This window comes from Pantoea endophytica, from assembly GCF_002858935.1.
Classification (GTDB): Bacteria; Pseudomonadota; Gammaproteobacteria; order Enterobacterales; family Enterobacteriaceae; genus Pantoea; species Pantoea leporis.
Genome location: NZ_PJRT01000032.1, coordinates 43,576 through 58,663 on the forward strand (window position 1 = coordinate 43,576; position 15,088 = coordinate 58,663).

At 52.8% G+C, this 15,088-nt stretch carries 24 protein-coding genes and 2 tRNA genes; all 26 read left to right on the forward strand.

Features of this window, described 5'->3' with window-relative positions:
- The first annotated feature begins 121 nt into the window (after positions 1-121).
- The 26 genes from PZBJ_RS20295 to PZBJ_RS20415 all read left to right on the forward strand — a co-directional run bounded on the left by PZBJ_RS20295 (position 122) and on the right by PZBJ_RS20415 (position 15,083).
- A complete protein-coding gene (locus tag PZBJ_RS20295) occupies positions 122-412 on the forward strand; it encodes a DUF1364 domain-containing protein (RefSeq protein ID WP_101763994.1) in 291 nt (96 codons plus the stop codon).
- Positions 409-774, forward strand: a complete 366-nt coding sequence (locus tag PZBJ_RS20300) for a RusA family crossover junction endodeoxyribonuclease (protein WP_101763995.1) — start codon at positions 409-411, stop codon at positions 772-774. The genes PZBJ_RS20295 and PZBJ_RS20300 overlap by 4 nt, the downstream gene beginning before the upstream one ends.
- Positions 775-818: 44 nt before the next feature.
- Positions 819-905, forward strand: a complete 87-nt coding sequence (locus PZBJ_RS24425) for a hypothetical protein (RefSeq protein ID WP_240632928.1) — start codon at positions 819-821, stop codon at positions 903-905.
- The gene (locus tag PZBJ_RS20305; protein ID WP_101763996.1) at positions 886-1,374 is read left to right on the forward strand and encodes an antiterminator Q family protein; all 489 of its coding nucleotides are present in this window, start codon (positions 886-888) and stop codon (positions 1,372-1,374) included. Before PZBJ_RS24425 ends, PZBJ_RS20305 begins: the two co-directional genes overlap by 20 nt.
- Positions 1,375-1,534: 160 nt before the next feature.
- Positions 1,535-1,609 (forward strand) — tRNA-Asn (locus PZBJ_RS20310).
- Positions 1,610-1,614: 5 nt separating this feature from the next.
- Positions 1,615-1,691, forward strand: a tRNA-Ile gene (locus PZBJ_RS20315).
- A gap of 291 nt (positions 1,692-1,982) precedes the next feature.
- A complete protein-coding gene (locus PZBJ_RS20320) occupies positions 1,983-2,387 on the forward strand; it encodes a hypothetical protein (RefSeq protein ID WP_101763997.1) in 405 nt (134 codons plus the stop codon).
- A 2-nt stretch (positions 2,388-2,389) separates the two neighbouring features.
- Positions 2,390-2,620, forward strand: coding sequence for a hypothetical protein (locus tag PZBJ_RS20325; protein ID WP_101763998.1), 231 nt, complete (start codon positions 2,390-2,392; stop codon positions 2,618-2,620).
- Positions 2,617-3,084, forward strand: coding sequence for a glycoside hydrolase family protein (locus PZBJ_RS20330; RefSeq protein WP_101763999.1), 468 nt, complete (start codon positions 2,617-2,619; stop codon positions 3,082-3,084). Before PZBJ_RS20325 ends, PZBJ_RS20330 begins: the two co-directional genes overlap by 4 nt.
- Positions 3,081-3,425 (forward strand): DUF7940 domain-containing protein, encoded by a 345-nt coding sequence (locus PZBJ_RS20335; RefSeq protein WP_101764000.1) that lies wholly within the window; start codon positions 3,081-3,083, stop codon positions 3,423-3,425. The genes PZBJ_RS20330 and PZBJ_RS20335 overlap by 4 nt, the downstream gene beginning before the upstream one ends.
- A complete protein-coding gene (locus PZBJ_RS20340; RefSeq protein ID WP_101764001.1) occupies positions 3,422-3,718 on the forward strand; it encodes a hypothetical protein in 297 nt (98 codons plus the stop codon). The genes PZBJ_RS20335 and PZBJ_RS20340 overlap by 4 nt, the downstream gene beginning before the upstream one ends.
- Positions 3,719-3,865: 147 nt before the next feature.
- Entirely contained in the window at positions 3,866-4,105 is a 240-nt protein-coding gene (locus PZBJ_RS20345; RefSeq protein ID WP_101764002.1) for a hypothetical protein, read from the forward strand.
- 68 nt (positions 4,106-4,173) lie between these two features.
- Positions 4,174-4,395: a head fiber protein gene (locus PZBJ_RS20350; RefSeq protein ID WP_101764003.1), complete on the forward strand. Its 222-nt coding sequence runs from the start codon at positions 4,174-4,176 to the stop codon at positions 4,393-4,395.
- A gap of 1 nt (position 4,396) precedes the next feature.
- On the forward strand, positions 4,397-4,810 hold the full coding sequence (locus PZBJ_RS20355) for a terminase small subunit (RefSeq protein WP_101764004.1): 414 nt from the start codon (positions 4,397-4,399) through the stop codon (positions 4,808-4,810).
- A 99-nt stretch (positions 4,811-4,909) separates the two neighbouring features.
- On the forward strand, positions 4,910-6,166 hold the full coding sequence (locus PZBJ_RS20360) for a PBSX family phage terminase large subunit (RefSeq protein ID WP_240632929.1): 1,257 nt from the start codon (positions 4,910-4,912) through the stop codon (positions 6,164-6,166).
- Positions 6,167-7,696: a DUF1073 domain-containing protein gene (locus PZBJ_RS20365; RefSeq protein ID WP_101764006.1), complete on the forward strand. Its 1,530-nt coding sequence runs from the start codon at positions 6,167-6,169 to the stop codon at positions 7,694-7,696.
- Between the two features lie 52 nt (positions 7,697-7,748).
- Complete coding sequence (locus PZBJ_RS20370) at positions 7,749-8,435, forward strand: phage head morphogenesis protein (RefSeq protein ID WP_101764007.1); 687 nt, start codon at positions 7,749-7,751, stop codon at positions 8,433-8,435.
- A gap of 193 nt (positions 8,436-8,628) precedes the next feature.
- The gene (locus tag PZBJ_RS20375; protein WP_101764008.1) at positions 8,629-9,948 is read left to right on the forward strand and encodes a DUF2213 domain-containing protein; all 1,320 of its coding nucleotides are present in this window, start codon (positions 8,629-8,631) and stop codon (positions 9,946-9,948) included.
- Position 9,949: 1 nt separating this feature from the next.
- Positions 9,950-10,432: a structural cement protein Gp24 gene (locus PZBJ_RS20380; protein ID WP_101764009.1), complete on the forward strand. Its 483-nt coding sequence runs from the start codon at positions 9,950-9,952 to the stop codon at positions 10,430-10,432.
- On the forward strand, positions 10,432-11,466 hold the full coding sequence (locus PZBJ_RS20385; RefSeq protein ID WP_101764010.1) for a major capsid family protein: 1,035 nt from the start codon (positions 10,432-10,434) through the stop codon (positions 11,464-11,466). Before PZBJ_RS20380 ends, PZBJ_RS20385 begins: the two co-directional genes overlap by 1 nt.
- A gap of 3 nt (positions 11,467-11,469) precedes the next feature.
- A complete protein-coding gene (locus PZBJ_RS20390; protein WP_101764011.1) occupies positions 11,470-11,799 on the forward strand; it encodes a hypothetical protein in 330 nt (109 codons plus the stop codon).
- Positions 11,800-11,801: 2 nt separating this feature from the next.
- Positions 11,802-12,245, forward strand: a complete 444-nt coding sequence (locus PZBJ_RS20395; RefSeq protein WP_101764012.1) for a DUF4054 domain-containing protein — start codon at positions 11,802-11,804, stop codon at positions 12,243-12,245.
- Positions 12,245-12,700, forward strand: coding sequence for a hypothetical protein (locus PZBJ_RS20400; RefSeq protein WP_167391205.1), 456 nt, complete (start codon positions 12,245-12,247; stop codon positions 12,698-12,700). The genes PZBJ_RS20395 and PZBJ_RS20400 overlap by 1 nt, the downstream gene beginning before the upstream one ends.
- Complete coding sequence (locus PZBJ_RS20405; RefSeq protein WP_101764013.1) at positions 12,697-13,068, forward strand: hypothetical protein; 372 nt, start codon at positions 12,697-12,699, stop codon at positions 13,066-13,068. The genes PZBJ_RS20400 and PZBJ_RS20405 overlap by 4 nt, the downstream gene beginning before the upstream one ends.
- Entirely contained in the window at positions 13,065-13,604 is a 540-nt protein-coding gene (locus PZBJ_RS20410; protein ID WP_206098227.1) for a phage neck terminator protein, read from the forward strand. The genes PZBJ_RS20405 and PZBJ_RS20410 overlap by 4 nt, the downstream gene beginning before the upstream one ends.
- Positions 13,605-15,083, forward strand: coding sequence for a DUF3383 domain-containing protein (locus tag PZBJ_RS20415; protein ID WP_101764014.1), 1,479 nt, complete (start codon positions 13,605-13,607; stop codon positions 15,081-15,083). It abuts the gene before it with no gap.
- Positions 15,084-15,088 lie beyond the last annotated feature (5 nt).

Genomic DNA, 15,088 nt, shown 5'->3' on the forward strand with positions numbered 1-15,088 from the left:
CTATCTGCTTTGGAGTGCGCTGGCTGCGGTTCGGAACTGCTGCCGGATTGGGTATATGCCTGCGACCGCTGCTGCGCCGGTTGGATGCAAGACGACAACTTCAGAATGCACGGAGAGAGCGATGACCAAGTTACGCAATGAAGCCCGCGGCAGAGAATGCCAGGTGAGGTTGATTGGCATCTGCAACGGTAATCCAGAAACAGTCGTATTGGCTCATTACCGCATGCCCGGCATTTGCGGTACCGGAATGAAGCCTGATGACCTCTTCGGAGCTTGGGCATGCTCAGCGTGCCACGACGAAATAGATCGCCGTACGCGCCACTGTGAAGTGACAGAGACACGACTGGCTCACCTTGAGGGCGTTATCAGGACGCAAAGCGCATTACTGCAGGAGGGGAAACTTAAGCGATGAACGAATACAGGCTTACGCTACCGTGGCCGCCCGGAAACAATAACCTCTTCTCAGTGTTCCGCGGTCGAAAGATAAAAAGCAAAAAGGGAAGGGAATACACCTCAGCAGTAACTCAGCAAATTACAGAAGCAAATCAGCAATTCCAACTGGCCGGCAGGCTGAAAGTAAAAGTTCTTGCATATCCACCTACACGCGCCCGGCGTGATCTCGACAACCTTTTCAAAGCCCCCCTCGACTCGCTCACACAAGCAGGTGTTATCGCTGACGACAGCCTGATTGATGACGTTCGCATGGTGCGCTGCGAAGTGGTTAAGGGCGGCAGGTTAGAAATCATCATCACTGAATTGGAGCAGGCCGCATGACCGACTACCTCAGACAGAAGTGGCTCCGGCTACGCATCATGAAGATGCGCGGCATGTATGAGATCAACTATCGAATTATCCGGAACTCAGCAAAATTTATGGGAGGGCACCATGCCAGTACGCGAGCTTAATCTCAGCAAAGATCAACATGACTGGCTGAATGGCTGGTTAGAACTGTGGGGAGCGTGGGTGTATTCAGGAAGACTGGAAAAGCGCATGACCAGCGTCATAGCGCAATACATGGCTACTGTTGAACCACAATCCTATCCATATCGGCCAATGTGCAACGATGATGACGGACTCTTGATTTCTCAGGTCGTGGACTCCGTCATGTGCATCGATAAAAAAGCTCTTGGCATCCTGCTCAGTTACTACGCGCACGGCTCTTCCAAGCGTGCGATCGCATCTTACTATCACAAGTGCGCAAGTCCTCGCAAAATGTCGGGTCGCGGTGGTGAAAGCTATCGCATACCATCGATGATTACTTGCCGGCGAGAAGTGGACGAAATACTCAATGCGAGTTTGTATCTTCTCTATACTCCGTTGCTAAATGCATTCAACGATCGTAAACGTGTAGTGAAAATTAGAAAAGTCGCATAGTAGGGGTTGACTCCATTGAGCCAATGAGCCACAATTTGGATGTAAGCTGCCGTAAGTGTTCTTAAATGAGCCAGCAGCGACAATTTCCATCACAGTGAGATAGTTAAAGAGCCTCGTAGCCTCACCAGCTAGCGGGGCTTTTTTATTGCCTGCAATATCCGGGTAGGTCGTATAAAGGTCATTACGGTTGGCTGTTAACCAACTTATCGTGGTTCGATTCCACGCCTTCCCGCCAAATTCGTTCGCGTAGCTTAATTGGTTAAAGCACCCGACTCATAATCGGTCGATTGAAGGTTCAAACCCGTCCGCGAACACCAAATTCTGGCAGTCAGCTGGATCGCCCCGCATCTGAAAGGATGATGCGGGAACCAACGCCGCTGATGGGTCATGAGGCTTCCGCGCTGGACGGTTCGAAACTGCGGCATCCAGCAACCAAATCTCAAAATCAGGCACTTTTGCGATTGCCTGAAATTATAGGTCAGCCATAGAGCTGATCACTTCTTTCGCCCATGCCAATCAAATCAAACATCCCTCGTTATCGTGTCTGGCATCGGGCGTCTTTTATTCACAGCAATGGGCCGGAATATCCGGGATCGCCGGAGACGGCTATGGACTTCGAAATTACCAAAGAGTTTTTCATAGGCGCCGGCGGTTCACTTGCTGCGTGCGTAGCTGGAATTCTTGGATTCTCCAGATACTGGGTAAGCGGCAGGGCGGCAAACGCCAATGACCGCTCTCAGATGAACATGCTTCAGTTTTTGACCGATGAGCTTAAGAGCACAAAGGCGGAAAACAAAGAGCTTCGCGATGAGATAGAGCAGCGCGACGAGACTATCCGGAAATACTGGGCGGAGATTGGCGAGACTAAAACCTCTCTCCGGCTCATCCAGGAATCTCAGCGACATCTCGAAGAGCAGAACACTCTTCTCAAAGAACAAATTCACGAACTCACCACATCCAACATCGAGCTGATGAAGCAGGTGGTAGAGCTCAGGGATTCACTGAGGGTTTAACGATGACAGAATTACTGGACGATCGTCCCGTCACCCTGCGCACCGTGCTCATCGTCTCTCTTACCTCGCTGGCTATCTTCCTTGGTGGCATGTCATCAGGGTATTTCCTTGCCCGGTCTGAATACCTTCCAAAGACCGAAGCACGAGACAAGGTGGTGAATGAAATTAAGCAGAAAGTTGACCAGTTGCCTCAGCAGATTAATCGGGACATTCAGGAGGATCAGAAGCGATGAGCCAGATTATTCAGATCCTCAATTTTGAGGAAGGTTTTAAGCCTCGCGCTTATATCGACTCTGAAGGTTACCCGACAATCGGCACCGGCTTTCTGATTGGCCCAAAAGGCTCACCGGTCACCAACTACACGTTCACTCTATCCAAGAATGTATCGGATGTATGGCTGCAGGAACTGGTCGACGTTAAAACAGCAGAGATGCGTGCTAACCCCGCAATCTACGCTGCGCTGAAGCAATGCAATCCTGCACGGTCGGATATGCTGATCAGCATGGCTTACCAGCTTGGCACCAATGGCCTGGCTGGTTTCAAAAACACGCTGTCGATGATTGCAGTGGGCAATTTTACCGGAGCAGCTAACGGGATGATGAATAGCCTGTGGGCCCGCCAGACAAAGAATCGCGTATTGCGTCACGCTGATGTGATGCGCACCGGCAGCTACGACATCTACAAGGGGCTGATATGACATTCCTTGTATGGATACTGATTATCTTCGCCATGATTATCGCGCTGCTGCTGATTCGCAAATACACCAGTCTCGAATTCGTTGCCCATGCCAAATTGTTGTTTAAAGCGTGGAGCGTTTGGCTGGCGTCACTCGGTTCTATGCTTAGCGCGTGGGTGCAATCATTTCCCACAGCTGCGCTTGATGCGTGGTCAAGCCTGCCGCCTGATGTCAAAGATATGCTACCCCATAATTACTTGGGCATGATTGGCGCTTTCATGGTGGCAATGGGCGTAATTGCTCAGTTCATACGCCAGAATAAACTTCTCGCAAGCAAAGAGCGGATGGAGATTAAGTCATGAGCGAAATCCTCTCATTCCTCACCGGCGGCTGGAATTACGTTTTGGCCGCTCTTGCTGTTGTGGCTGCATTACTGACGAGTTACTTCGGAGGTAAGAAAGTTGGCACTGTCCAGACGCAGGCAAAGGCAGATGTGGCTGCTGCTGAAAAAGATAAGAGCCAGGTTGAGGAAGTAGCGAAGAAACAGAGCGAGAACGCGGAGGCCGCCAAGAATGTTCAGTCGATTAATTCCGGCATTAGCGATAGTGCTGCTCGCGACAAGCTGCAGCGGTCGAAGTACAACTCAGCCGACTAACCAGCCAACACAGGTAGTCGATTCATCCTGTAGCGCATTCTCACCCATCATCACCCACGGCGACGACTACAAGGTCATGGACATCAGAACCGTCCGGGCTATCAACGCTCATAACGACCTGTACGACAAGCTGTGCGGAGACAAGAAATGAATCCACTTAAATGGCTGCTGACGAAAGCAGAGCCTTCAACCAGGGAAAACACCGTGAGCGATATCACCGCATCAGATCCAGTAGCAGCAGAAGCACAAGAAGCAGCACCAGTAGTTGCAGTAAAAACCGGCGTGAAAGATTTCGAAGCAGCCTTCACCTTCGTTGAGCAGGGCGTCAATCAGTTGGGCATCGCCGCTAAAGATGAGCTGAAAGCGCTGGCGCAGAAGTACCTGTAAGGCATTACAAGAGCCATCAACTTTTCCAGGTGGCTCTGATAATGATTTACCCAAGCGAGGAATCGAACATGAGCACTAAATGCATGTCAGTTGGCGGCTACCCGGTAGACGTAGCAACACCTGAAGATGTTGAGGGTGGCGATTACACTTTGCCTCCAGCAACGACCGCTGCTATCGGTGGCGTGAAGAAAATGGCAACGCAGGCTGATTCAACCGCAACCGATGTTGCTGGCCTGGTGGCTGACTTCAACGCGCTGCTTGCTAAGGCACGAACTGCAGGATTGATTTGATATGAATGGCCTGACTCAGAAGCAAGAAAAGTTCTGTCAGGCATACATCGAAACGGGTAATGCTTCAGAGGCTTATCGGACGGCGTATGCTGCTGACAAGATGAAACCGGAAGCAGTGCACGTAAAGGCGTCGGAGCTTCTCTCCAGCGGTAAGGTATCGGTAAGGGTTGCAGAATTGAAGGCTGACGTTAGAGCTCGTCATGATGTGACTGTCGACTCCCTCATACGTGAACTGGAAGAGGCCAGGCAAGCAGCGTTAACTGCTGAAACTCCTCAGTCTTCAGCTGCTGTAGCGGCGACGATGGGCAAGGCCAAGCTTACCGGACTCGACAAGCAGGTGGTTGAACTGCATGGCGCCATTGGCATCAACCTGAACAAATCCCTCAGTGAGCTATTCGACGATGACGGCAATTAATCCCATATTCAGACCTTTTGTTAAGCCTGCCCGCTACAAAGTAGCAAAGGTGGTCGCGGGTCAGGGAAAAGCTGGACGATCGCACGCTTACTGGTAGAGATAGCCAGGCGGGGCGCTTATCGCTTTCTCTGCGCCCGCGAATTGCAGAACAGTATCAGCGACTCAGTTATTCGTCTGCTCGACGACACAATCAACCGTGAAGGATATCAGGCTGAGTTCGAAGTTCAGCGTGCCAGTATTCGCCACCTGTTCACCGGTAGCGAGTTCATGTTCTACGGCATCAAGAACAACCCGACAAAAATTAAATCGCTTGAGGGTATCGATATCTGCTGGATGGAAGAGGCAGAAGCGGTATCAAAAGAGTCGTGGGACATCCTGATCCCCACCATTCGTAAGCCCGGATCTGAAATATGGGTCAGCTACAACCCGAAAAACATTCTGGACGACACGCATCAGCGCTTTGTAATCGCTCCGCCTGATGACATCTGCCTGCTCACAGTGAACTACAGCGAGAATCCATGGTTCCCTGACGTTCTGCGGCTGGAGATGGAGGAATGCAAGCGTAAAGACTACGACCTCTATCTGCACATCTGGGAAGGCGAGCCGGTCGCTGACAGCGATATGGCAATCATCAAGCCATCGTGGATTGCTGCTGCGGTTGATGCGCACAAGCTGCTTGGGTTCGACATTGCCGGAGAAAAGCGAGTTGGATTCGACGTAGCTGATGAGGGTGAAGACAGCAATGCCCTGACGCTTCGTCATGGTTCAGTGGCTGTAGATGTGCAGGAATGGGATAAGGGTGATGTTATCGAATCATCCAACCGCGTAAACCTCTATGCCGAGCAGCAGCATGCTGATGAAATCATTTATGACTCCATCGGTGTCGGCGCTGGCGTAAAAGCGCAATTGGGCAGAATAGCCAAAGTGAACATACAGGGCTTCAATGCCGGCGGCGCTGTCCTGCATCCTGAATCTGAATACATGGCTGGCAAGAAGAACAAAGACATGTTTGCGAACATCAAAGCGCAGGCATGGTGGCATGTACGCGATCGCTTCTACAAAACATGGCGCAGCGTCGAGGCCCGTAAAGCCGACCCGAATTGCACGCTCGAGTACAAACCTGACGAGCTGATAAGCCTCTCATCTTCCATTCCGAAACTTGAATACCTCAAGGCTGAGTTGTCACGCCCATGGGTTGACTACGACGGCAACGGAAAGGTGAAGGTTGAGAGCAAAAAGGACATGAAGAAGCGCGGAATACCGTCACCAAACATGGCTGACTCGCTGATTATGGCGTACGCACCACTTATCAGGAAGCCCATGGTCATCGACCCACGCCAACTCGGGAGAATTTAAGTGTGGCCTTTTAAGAAAAAAGAGATCGCCGCGCCTGAGCCGGTGAAGCCGCCTGAAAAGCCGGTGATGAAGATTAAGCCCGAAGAAGTTGCCAGCGTCACAGCAAAGCCTGCCAGAGAGTTTAAGCCGTACAAACCACCTAAAGGCGTCATCCCCGCAAACATCGAGACTGCTGTTCTTGCAATGGACTCCACCGACTACGTTGCGATGAATGATGCCTACGCGATGGGTATGGGCTACGGCAACCTCGACAGCTTCCCCGGTTATCCCTATCTCGCAGCAATGGCGCAGAAGCCAGAGTATCGCAAGATGGTCGGCACCATCGCCGAAGAGATGACACGCAAGTGGATCAAGCTCAAGACGGTGGGAGATGACGACAAATCAGAGCGCGTTAAACAACTGGTTGATGCGCTGGAGCGCTATCAGGTGCGCGAGAAGTTTCGCGAAGCAGCGGAGCACGATGGTTACTTCGGCGGCGGACAGATTTATATCGATGTCCTGTCGCCTAAAAATGTATCGGCCTGGACTGATGATGCTGAGCTGCAAAGCAAGCTGTTCATCAGCGACAAGAAGATAACCAAAGGCAGCCTGAAGGGTTTGCAGGTCATCGAGCCTGTCTGGACATACCCCGGCGTTTACAACGCTAGCAACCCGCTAAGCCCTGATTTCTACAAGCCGACAGAATGGTTTGTGATGGGTAAAACGGTTCACGCCAGCCGAATGATTGATTTCGTATCGCGTCAGGTTCCAGACCTGCTGAAGTCCTCGTATAACTTCCGTGGGCTGTCACTGGTGCAAATGGCAGAGCCTTACGTGAACAACTGGCTGCGCACGCGTGACAGCGTCAGCGACATGATTCACTCCTTCAGCATTCCTGTGCTCGGTACCGACATGAGTCAGGTGCTGATGGGAAATGGCGCGGATGAGCTGCTTAGCCGCATGGAGCTGTTTAACCGCTGCCGTGATAACCGTGGTGTGTTTGCCAAGAACAATATCGGCGAGAGCGAAGAAACGGTTGAGTTCGTGAACGCTCCGCTGTCCGGACTTGATGTGCTGCAGGCGCAGTCTCAGGAGCACATGGCGGCAGTTTCAAGTATCCCGCTGGTCAAGTTGCTGGGCATCACACCAAATGGCCTGAATGCTTCGTCAGACGGCGAGATTCGCGTTTTCTACGACTACATCCATTCACTACAGCAGGCAATGTTCAGTGCCCCGCTGAAGCGCGTGATGGACGTGATTCAGCTTTCAGAGTTTGGCGAAATCGACCCGGATATCTTCTTTGAATTCGAACCGCTGTTTGAGATGAGCGCGAAAGAGAAGGCTGACATCCGCAAGGTTGATGCTGACACTGACGCGGTTTATCAGGGCATTGGTGCGCTATCGAATAACGAGATACGCGAGAAGATTGCTGACGACCCCGAAAGCCCTTACCACTCACTGGACTTAAGCGATGACATCGAAATCGAAGAAGGTGACCTCGACGAAAACGAGGAAACCGAGTCCGAAGACGATCCGCCCGACAAGGCCTAACGCCGGTGTCGAAGCCTGGTATCGCAAGCAGCTGGATAAACTCATCACCGAAATGAACGACTCGGTGGTGTACTGGCTGAAAGCGAATTACCGGGCATCCGGCGCAATGGCAATGGACGCATCGCCAGCGGTTTTTATGCGTGACGCGATGAAGAAGCTGGCTAAGCGCTGGCAGAAGCGTTTCGATGATGTGGCCGCAAAGCTTGCTGACCGGTTCGCAGGTCAGGCGCAGAAGAACTCTGACGTGTCGCTGTATAACGCGCTGGAGACAGCCGGCATGACGGTTCAGTTCAAAATGACGCCAGCGATGAATAACGCATTGCAGGCGACCATCACAGAAAACGTGAACCTGATTACCAGCATTCCCGAGCAATATCTCACGCAAGTGGAAACGCTGGTTATGCAGTCGGTAAGTCGTGGGCGAGACCTTTCGACACTGACTGATGAGCTGCAGCATCGATACGGCGTCACGCGCAGGCGGGCAGCGCTCATTGCACGCGACCAGAACAACAAAGCCACCGCAGTTATGCAGACGGCAAGGCAGCAGTCACTCGGCATCACTGAGGGCATCTGGCGCCACTCTCACGCAGGAAAAGAGCCACGACAATCACACGTGAAGGCTGATGGTAAGAAGTTCGACCTGTCGAAAGGGCTGTATCTGGATGGTAAGTGGACTCTTCCCGGCGAAGAGATTAATTGCCGCTGCACATGGTCGCCGGTTATTCCTGGCTTACATTAAAACCAATTGTTATAATCGGATGAGTGAGAGTATCCGTGATGCCTTCAGGCGTGAAGGCTATGGATTAAGTGGCCAGCGATGCAACTGGTTGCGGGTGGGTTCGATTCCTGCCTCGGGTACTCTCACCCCTTCAATGAATTTCATCAAGGTCGCTTAGGCGGCCTTTTTTATTGCCTGCAATCCGAGAAAATACATGACTATCGAACGGTTAGCGTTTGACCGCGCATCCGTGCGCAAACTCGATCATGTCGGCAGGCTTCAGGTTTCAGTCAGCAACATCAGCAAAGCGAATGTCTGCCCCTATTACGGGCGAGAGATTCCCGGTCATGAAGAGTTGGGCCTTGACCCTGACAAAATCTACCGGCTGTACCGCGACCCTGAAGAACTTAAGAAAGCCGCGCCGACATTCAACAACATTCCGATCCTCTGCATTCATACCCCTGACTTCCCCGGCGACCCGCCGCGCGAATATCGGGTTGGCTCTACCCACTCAAGCGCTTCCTTCGATGGCACGTATTTAGCTAATGGCCTGTCCATCTGGGACAACTCGGCTATCGCAGGCATTGAGACTGAAGAGCAAAAAGAACTGTCGTCCTCGTACCAGTACAGGGCTGACATGACTCCCGGCGAAGCACCAGATGGCGAAGCATTTGACGGCGTCATGCGTGACATCGTCGGGAACCACGTTGCACTGGTCGAAACCGGCCGCGCAGGAGCTGACGTAGTAGTCGGCGATTCTCTCCCACAGGAGTTCAAACAAATGAAGTTAGACCGCAAAGGCGTTGCCATCCGTGCAGCGCTGGGAGCGTACCTTAAGCCGCGACTGGCTCAGGACGCCGCCCCGAAAGACCTGACGGCCATCCTGAATGCCCACAAAACACCGAAGGCAATTGCACAGGCCATCTCCAGCAAATACAAACCGACACTGGCCGCCGACATGGAGCTTGAGCCGGAAGAGTTGGTTGAAATCATCGAGGCTTCTGCTGAAGGCGTTGAGCCGGAAGAAGAAGTGAAGGTTGCAGGTGATGACGATAACGAATCGATTATTTCTCTGCTGCGCGAAGCTGGCGTATCGGAAGAGTTGATCGCCAAAATCTCCGCCGCTCTGTCACCTGCAGTTGCTCAGGATGCCGACAAAGACGACGACAAAGACGAAAAGGACGAGAAAGTGGATAAGCCCGCTATGGATGCTGCCATTCGCCACGCTACTGACAACGCCACTAAGAAAGCTGCTGAAAACTTCCGCTTAGTGCGCCAAGCCGAGCAGGACGTTAAGCCGCTTGTAGGTGATCTGGTTGCGATGGACTCAGCTGACGATGTTTACCGCACCGCACTGGAACAGCATGGCGTAGACGTATCCGGCGTTCACCCTTCAGCGTTCCGCGCGATGGTAGCTCAGGCTATCAGCCACAAAGAAAATTCACGCCCTGTAACTATTGCGCAGGACGCCGCTTCCATCAGCGACTTCGAGAAAGAGTTCCCGACCGCTGGCAAACTGAAACGAGGTTACTGAGATGGCAGGTTTTCAGAGTGTAATTAACCAATACCCGGCTCCGGGTGTTGAAGGTGGCTTCGCAAGCACCAACGAACATGCCACCTATCTGGCTGGTGAAGCAGCGCTGGTTGCAGGCACCGACGGCCTGACTATTGGCCGCTTTGCATGGGACGTTAACGGCGTGGCATCTAATGCCGGCACCGGCGTTCCTTCTGGCTTCGTGCATCGCGATGGTCAGGCCGTAATCACCACATGGCTGGGCGCATCATCAAACGTTATCCAGTCCGGTCGCGAAGTGACCCTGATGGTTGCTGGTGACTTCTGGGCGCGTACTTCTACTGCTGCTACGCGCGGACAGAAAATCTTTGCGTCGCTGACCACTGGTCAGGTTCAGACGGGTGCGGCTGGCGCCACGATCGCCGGTTATGTCGAAACCCCATTTAAAGCCGGTAGCGTCGCAGCAGCAAACGAACTGGTTAAAATCAGCACCTGGAGCAACTAATGAATAAGTTTCAACAGCACTACGCCGCAGCGAGCGGCAAGTACGGCATCGTGCTGCCGGGCGCGAAAGACTACCTGAAGCCGGAGTTTGCAGAAAACTTCTCTCTGGCGATGGATGCCCAGCCAACAATGGTTACCACTGGTAGCTCAGGTATTCCGGCATTCTTCACCAACTACGTTGATCCGGAACTCATCCGCGTACTTGTCACCCCGATGAAGGCTGCAGAAATCATCGGTGAAGTGAAAAAAGGCGACTGGACCACTCTTACCGCGCAGTTCCCGATCGTGGAATCAGCGGGTGAAACCAGCTCTTACGGTGACTACAACCACAACGGCATGACCGCAGCGAACGTTAACTGGGTGCCGCGTCAGTCCTACCATTACCAGACTCATACCCGCTGGGGTGAGCGCGAACTGGAAATGTACGGTGCTGCGCGTATCGGTTACGCCGCTGAACTGAACGTGGCTTCTGCTCTGGTGCTGAATAAGTTCCAGAACAAATCCTACTTCTACGGCATCGCTGGCCTGCAGAACTACGGCCTGCTGAACGACCCATCGCTGCCAGCGTCAATCACGCCAAACGCAACCGGCACCGGTAGCGGTGTTACATGGTCTACCAAAGATGGTCAGGCTGTGTATGACGATATCCTGAAGCTGTTCGGTCAACTGGTATCGCAGACCAAAGGCCTGCTGGACATGAGCACGCCGATGACGCTTGCTATGTCACCGGCTATGTCTGTGAACCTGGCTAAGACGAACATGTATAACGTGAACGTCTCCGACCTGCTGAAGAAGAACTTCCCGAACCTGAAGATTGAGACGGCTATCGAGTACTCAACTACAGCCGGTGAAATTGTTCAGCTGATCGCCGATCGCTTAGGTGAGCAGGACACCGCTTACGCCGCCTTCACCGAGAAGATGCGTGCGCATGCAGTGGTAACTGAAGAGTCATCATGGAAGCAGAAAAAATCTGGCGGCACCTGGGGTGCAATCATCCGTCAACCGCTGGCAATCGCCACCATGCTGGGAGTGTAAGAAATGGCTGAAGTCGTAACTGTAGGATGCAAACTGCCGAATGGTCTGGTGCTGGATGTTGAAGGCTCTCAGCCGATCGTACTGAATGGCGCAAATTCAGCCACCGTAATTGGTGGCTACGGCCTGACAGAGAACGTCGATAAGGCAGTTTTCGATAAGTGGCTGGAGCAGCATAAAGACCAGCCCTATGTGAAAAACGAGCTGGTATTTGCTCAGGCGAAAACCAACAGCGCCGAATCTAAGGCCAAAGAGAATGCTGACGTGAAGTCAGGCCTCGAAGGTCTGCCGCAGGATAACCCGGCGCCCGGCGTAACCAAATCAGACGGTAAGTAATTATGGCGATCGTTGTGTTTGATGTCGCGGCATTCCGCGAAAGTTACCCGGAATTCGAAACCGTAAGTGACACGCTGCTGAATGCTAACTTCGTTAAAGCAACGGTCTACCTGAATAACACCGACACAAGCCCGGTCACTGATGTGAATCAGCGAGCGGTGTTCCTGAATATGCTGGTAGCTCACATCACCTCCCTCACTAGTGGGGTAGGCGGGCAGGCGGCGTCAGGGTTGGTTGGGCGGGTAACGAGCGCATCTGAAGGTTCTGTGTCGGTGTCAGTGGATGCTGGCCCCTCCAGCTCCGCTTCATGGTGGTATCTCCAGACACCTTACGGCGCACAGTACTGGCAGGCCACGCTGCCATACAGGACGATTCGTTACCTGCCCGGTGGCTCACCATCGATGTATCCGTATCACTACAATCGCCGCGGCACCTTTCGGAGGTAATGATGACTAGCTTTTCAGGTGGTGAAGGCATCGAGAAAGCGCTGTCGGAGATTGCGGAGAAATTGGGTAACGGATCTACGTTGCGGGTTGGGTTTCTTGAGGGAGCAACTTACCCTGACGGCGAATCGGTGCCTATGGTTGCTGCAGCAAATGAGTTTGGCGATCCGGGCATGAACCGTCCGGCCCGCCCATTCTTTCGACGCATGATTGCGGTCAAATCACCCGAGTGGGGAAATGACATTTCGAGAATTGCGATCGCCACCAGTTACGACCCGCGTGCATTTCTTCCATTAATGGGCGAGCACATCAAGTCGCAGCTGCAGGAGTCAATTCGTGAATTCACAGACCCACCATTATCTCCCTACACCATTAAGCGGAAAGGGTTTGCTAAGCCGCTGATTGAAACCTCTCACATGCTGAGCTCGGTCGATTATGACGTTAAGGACGGCGTATGAACCTACATGGCATTGTGCGCCGCGCTATCACCACAGTTAATGCGGATGTGCCGGGCGTGATGATGGTTAGCCTTGGCACATACACAACTGACGCCGCCGGCCATCGCGTTCCTGCTTACAGTGAACAGGACGTGACCGTGCAGCTTCAGCCATTGACCTACACCGACCTGATGAAGCTCGACGGGTTAAACCTGCAGGGCATCAAAAAGAAAGCGTATGTGAACGGTAACTTTGAAGGCGTCAACCGACCGAAACAAAAGGGCGGAGACAAGCTCATCGTTAACGGCGAGACGTGGCTGATTACTCAACCTCTGGAAGAGTGGCCTGACTGGTGCGCCTTCGCTGTAACGCTGCAGGTGAGCACATGAGTGCAACGATAAGCATAAAACAGGATGACCTTACGACCGCCTTGCGCGGTTTTTTATTGTCTCTCGTCGACGTAGAGGTGTTTCTGGCGCAGGAAAACCTTGTGCCGATGCCGAATGAAGACTTCGTCACCATGACGCCGATGTTCATTACCGGCCTGTCAACCAACCGCGTTGCTTATAACGATCCTGGTGTGGGTGCTGGAAGTGAGATGACGCAGCGAAGCAATCAGTGGCGATGCCAGCTCGATTTCTACGGCAACACGGCCGCAGAAATGGCTGCGATCGTCGGCACGATGATTCGTTCTGAATACGCCGCGAACTGGTTCAAACAAAACAATATGCCGGTGACGCCGCTCTATGCCGGTGAACCGCATCAGACAACGATGATTAACGCTGAGCAGCAGTATGAAAGCCGCTGGACGCTTGATTTCATCGCGCAATTTAACGCCGTGATAGCCACAACTCTGGATTTCATGGACAGCATACAAGTCGGCGTAGTCGCCGCAGATTTGAAATTCCCACCGGAGAATTCATAAATGGCAATTCCGTTAACAAAAGATGTCCAGATTAACCCTGGCGTGCTCGCTGCTGGCGGTAACGCGGTTGATCTGAATGGTCTTATCCTCACCCAAAGCACGTATGCGCCGGTGGGTAATGTCGTTTCATTCTCCACTAAAGAGGATGTGGCAAAATATTTTGGTAGCTCATCGGATGAATATTCGATGGCGGCCATCTACTTCACCGGGTATGACAATTCAACCAAGAAGCCGGGCAACCTGCTCTTCGGTCAATACAATACCGCCCCGGTTTCTGCCTGGCTGCGTTCTGCTTCGATGGCATCGGTTACGCTCGATGAGCTGAAACTGATGAGTGGCGTCATGACCATCACTGTCGATGGAACACTGAAAACGTCGACCAATATTGACCTGAGTGGCGCAACAAGCTTTGCGGCGGCTGCAGACCTGATTGAGTCGGCGATCGGAAACTCCGTGGTGGTGGCTTATGACACTACACAGAAAGCCTTCACGATCGCATCCGACACTACCGGCTCGGGAAGCTCAATCTCATATGCCGGAGGCGAAATCGCGACAAAACTTAAGCTAACCGCTGCTGCAGGTGCTGTTATCTCACAAGGCGCTGATGCTCAGAACCCAACCGACTTTTTCATCGCTCTGCTGGATAAGAGTCAGGATTGGGCCATCTTCACCACGTCATTCGATGCAACCGAAGCTCAGCACCTGGCATTCTCTTCATGGGTAAGTGCGCAGAATTTCCGATTCGGTTATGTGGCCCACACGACCGCTGGTGACGCTCTTGTTGCAGGCAGCACAGAAACGCTGTCCTACAAAATCATCACTGTTAATGACTACGGAAGCGTGGTACCAGCATTTGCTACCAACGTGCAGGCTGCATCCCTGCTTGGATATGCCGCCGCCCTCGACTTTGATCGTCAGGAAGGCCGCGTTCCTGCCAAGTTCCGCTCTGTAACCGGGCTGCCTGCAAGCGTAACCTCTTCGAGTGACTACGACGCGCTGATCGCCAACGGTTACAACTTCTACGGCAGCTACGCAGCTAATAACTACTCAACCAATTATTGGGCTGATGGCACGATCACTGGAGACTTCAAGTGGTTTGATAGCTTCTGCTTCCAGATTTGGCTAAACGCCAACCTGATGCAGGATGCAATCATCACTCTTCAGTCGAACCGCTCTATCCCGTACAACGCGCGCGGCAAGGCAATTATCGAAGCCGGATTTGCTGACACCATCAATCAGGGTGTTCTGTTTGGCGGCATCCGCACAGGCGTATCACTGTCGAGCGCTCAGCAGTCAGAAATCATGAACGCAGTGGGAACAGACATCAGTGCCTCCCTGCTGGCGAAAGGCTGGTATCTCTATATCGCCGACCCAACAGCAGCGCAGCGAGCAGATCGCACCAGCCCTCGCATGACGCTTTGGTACTGTGACGGCGGCGCGGTACAGAAAATCACTCTCGCCTCAATTGAAGTTCAGTAAGGAGC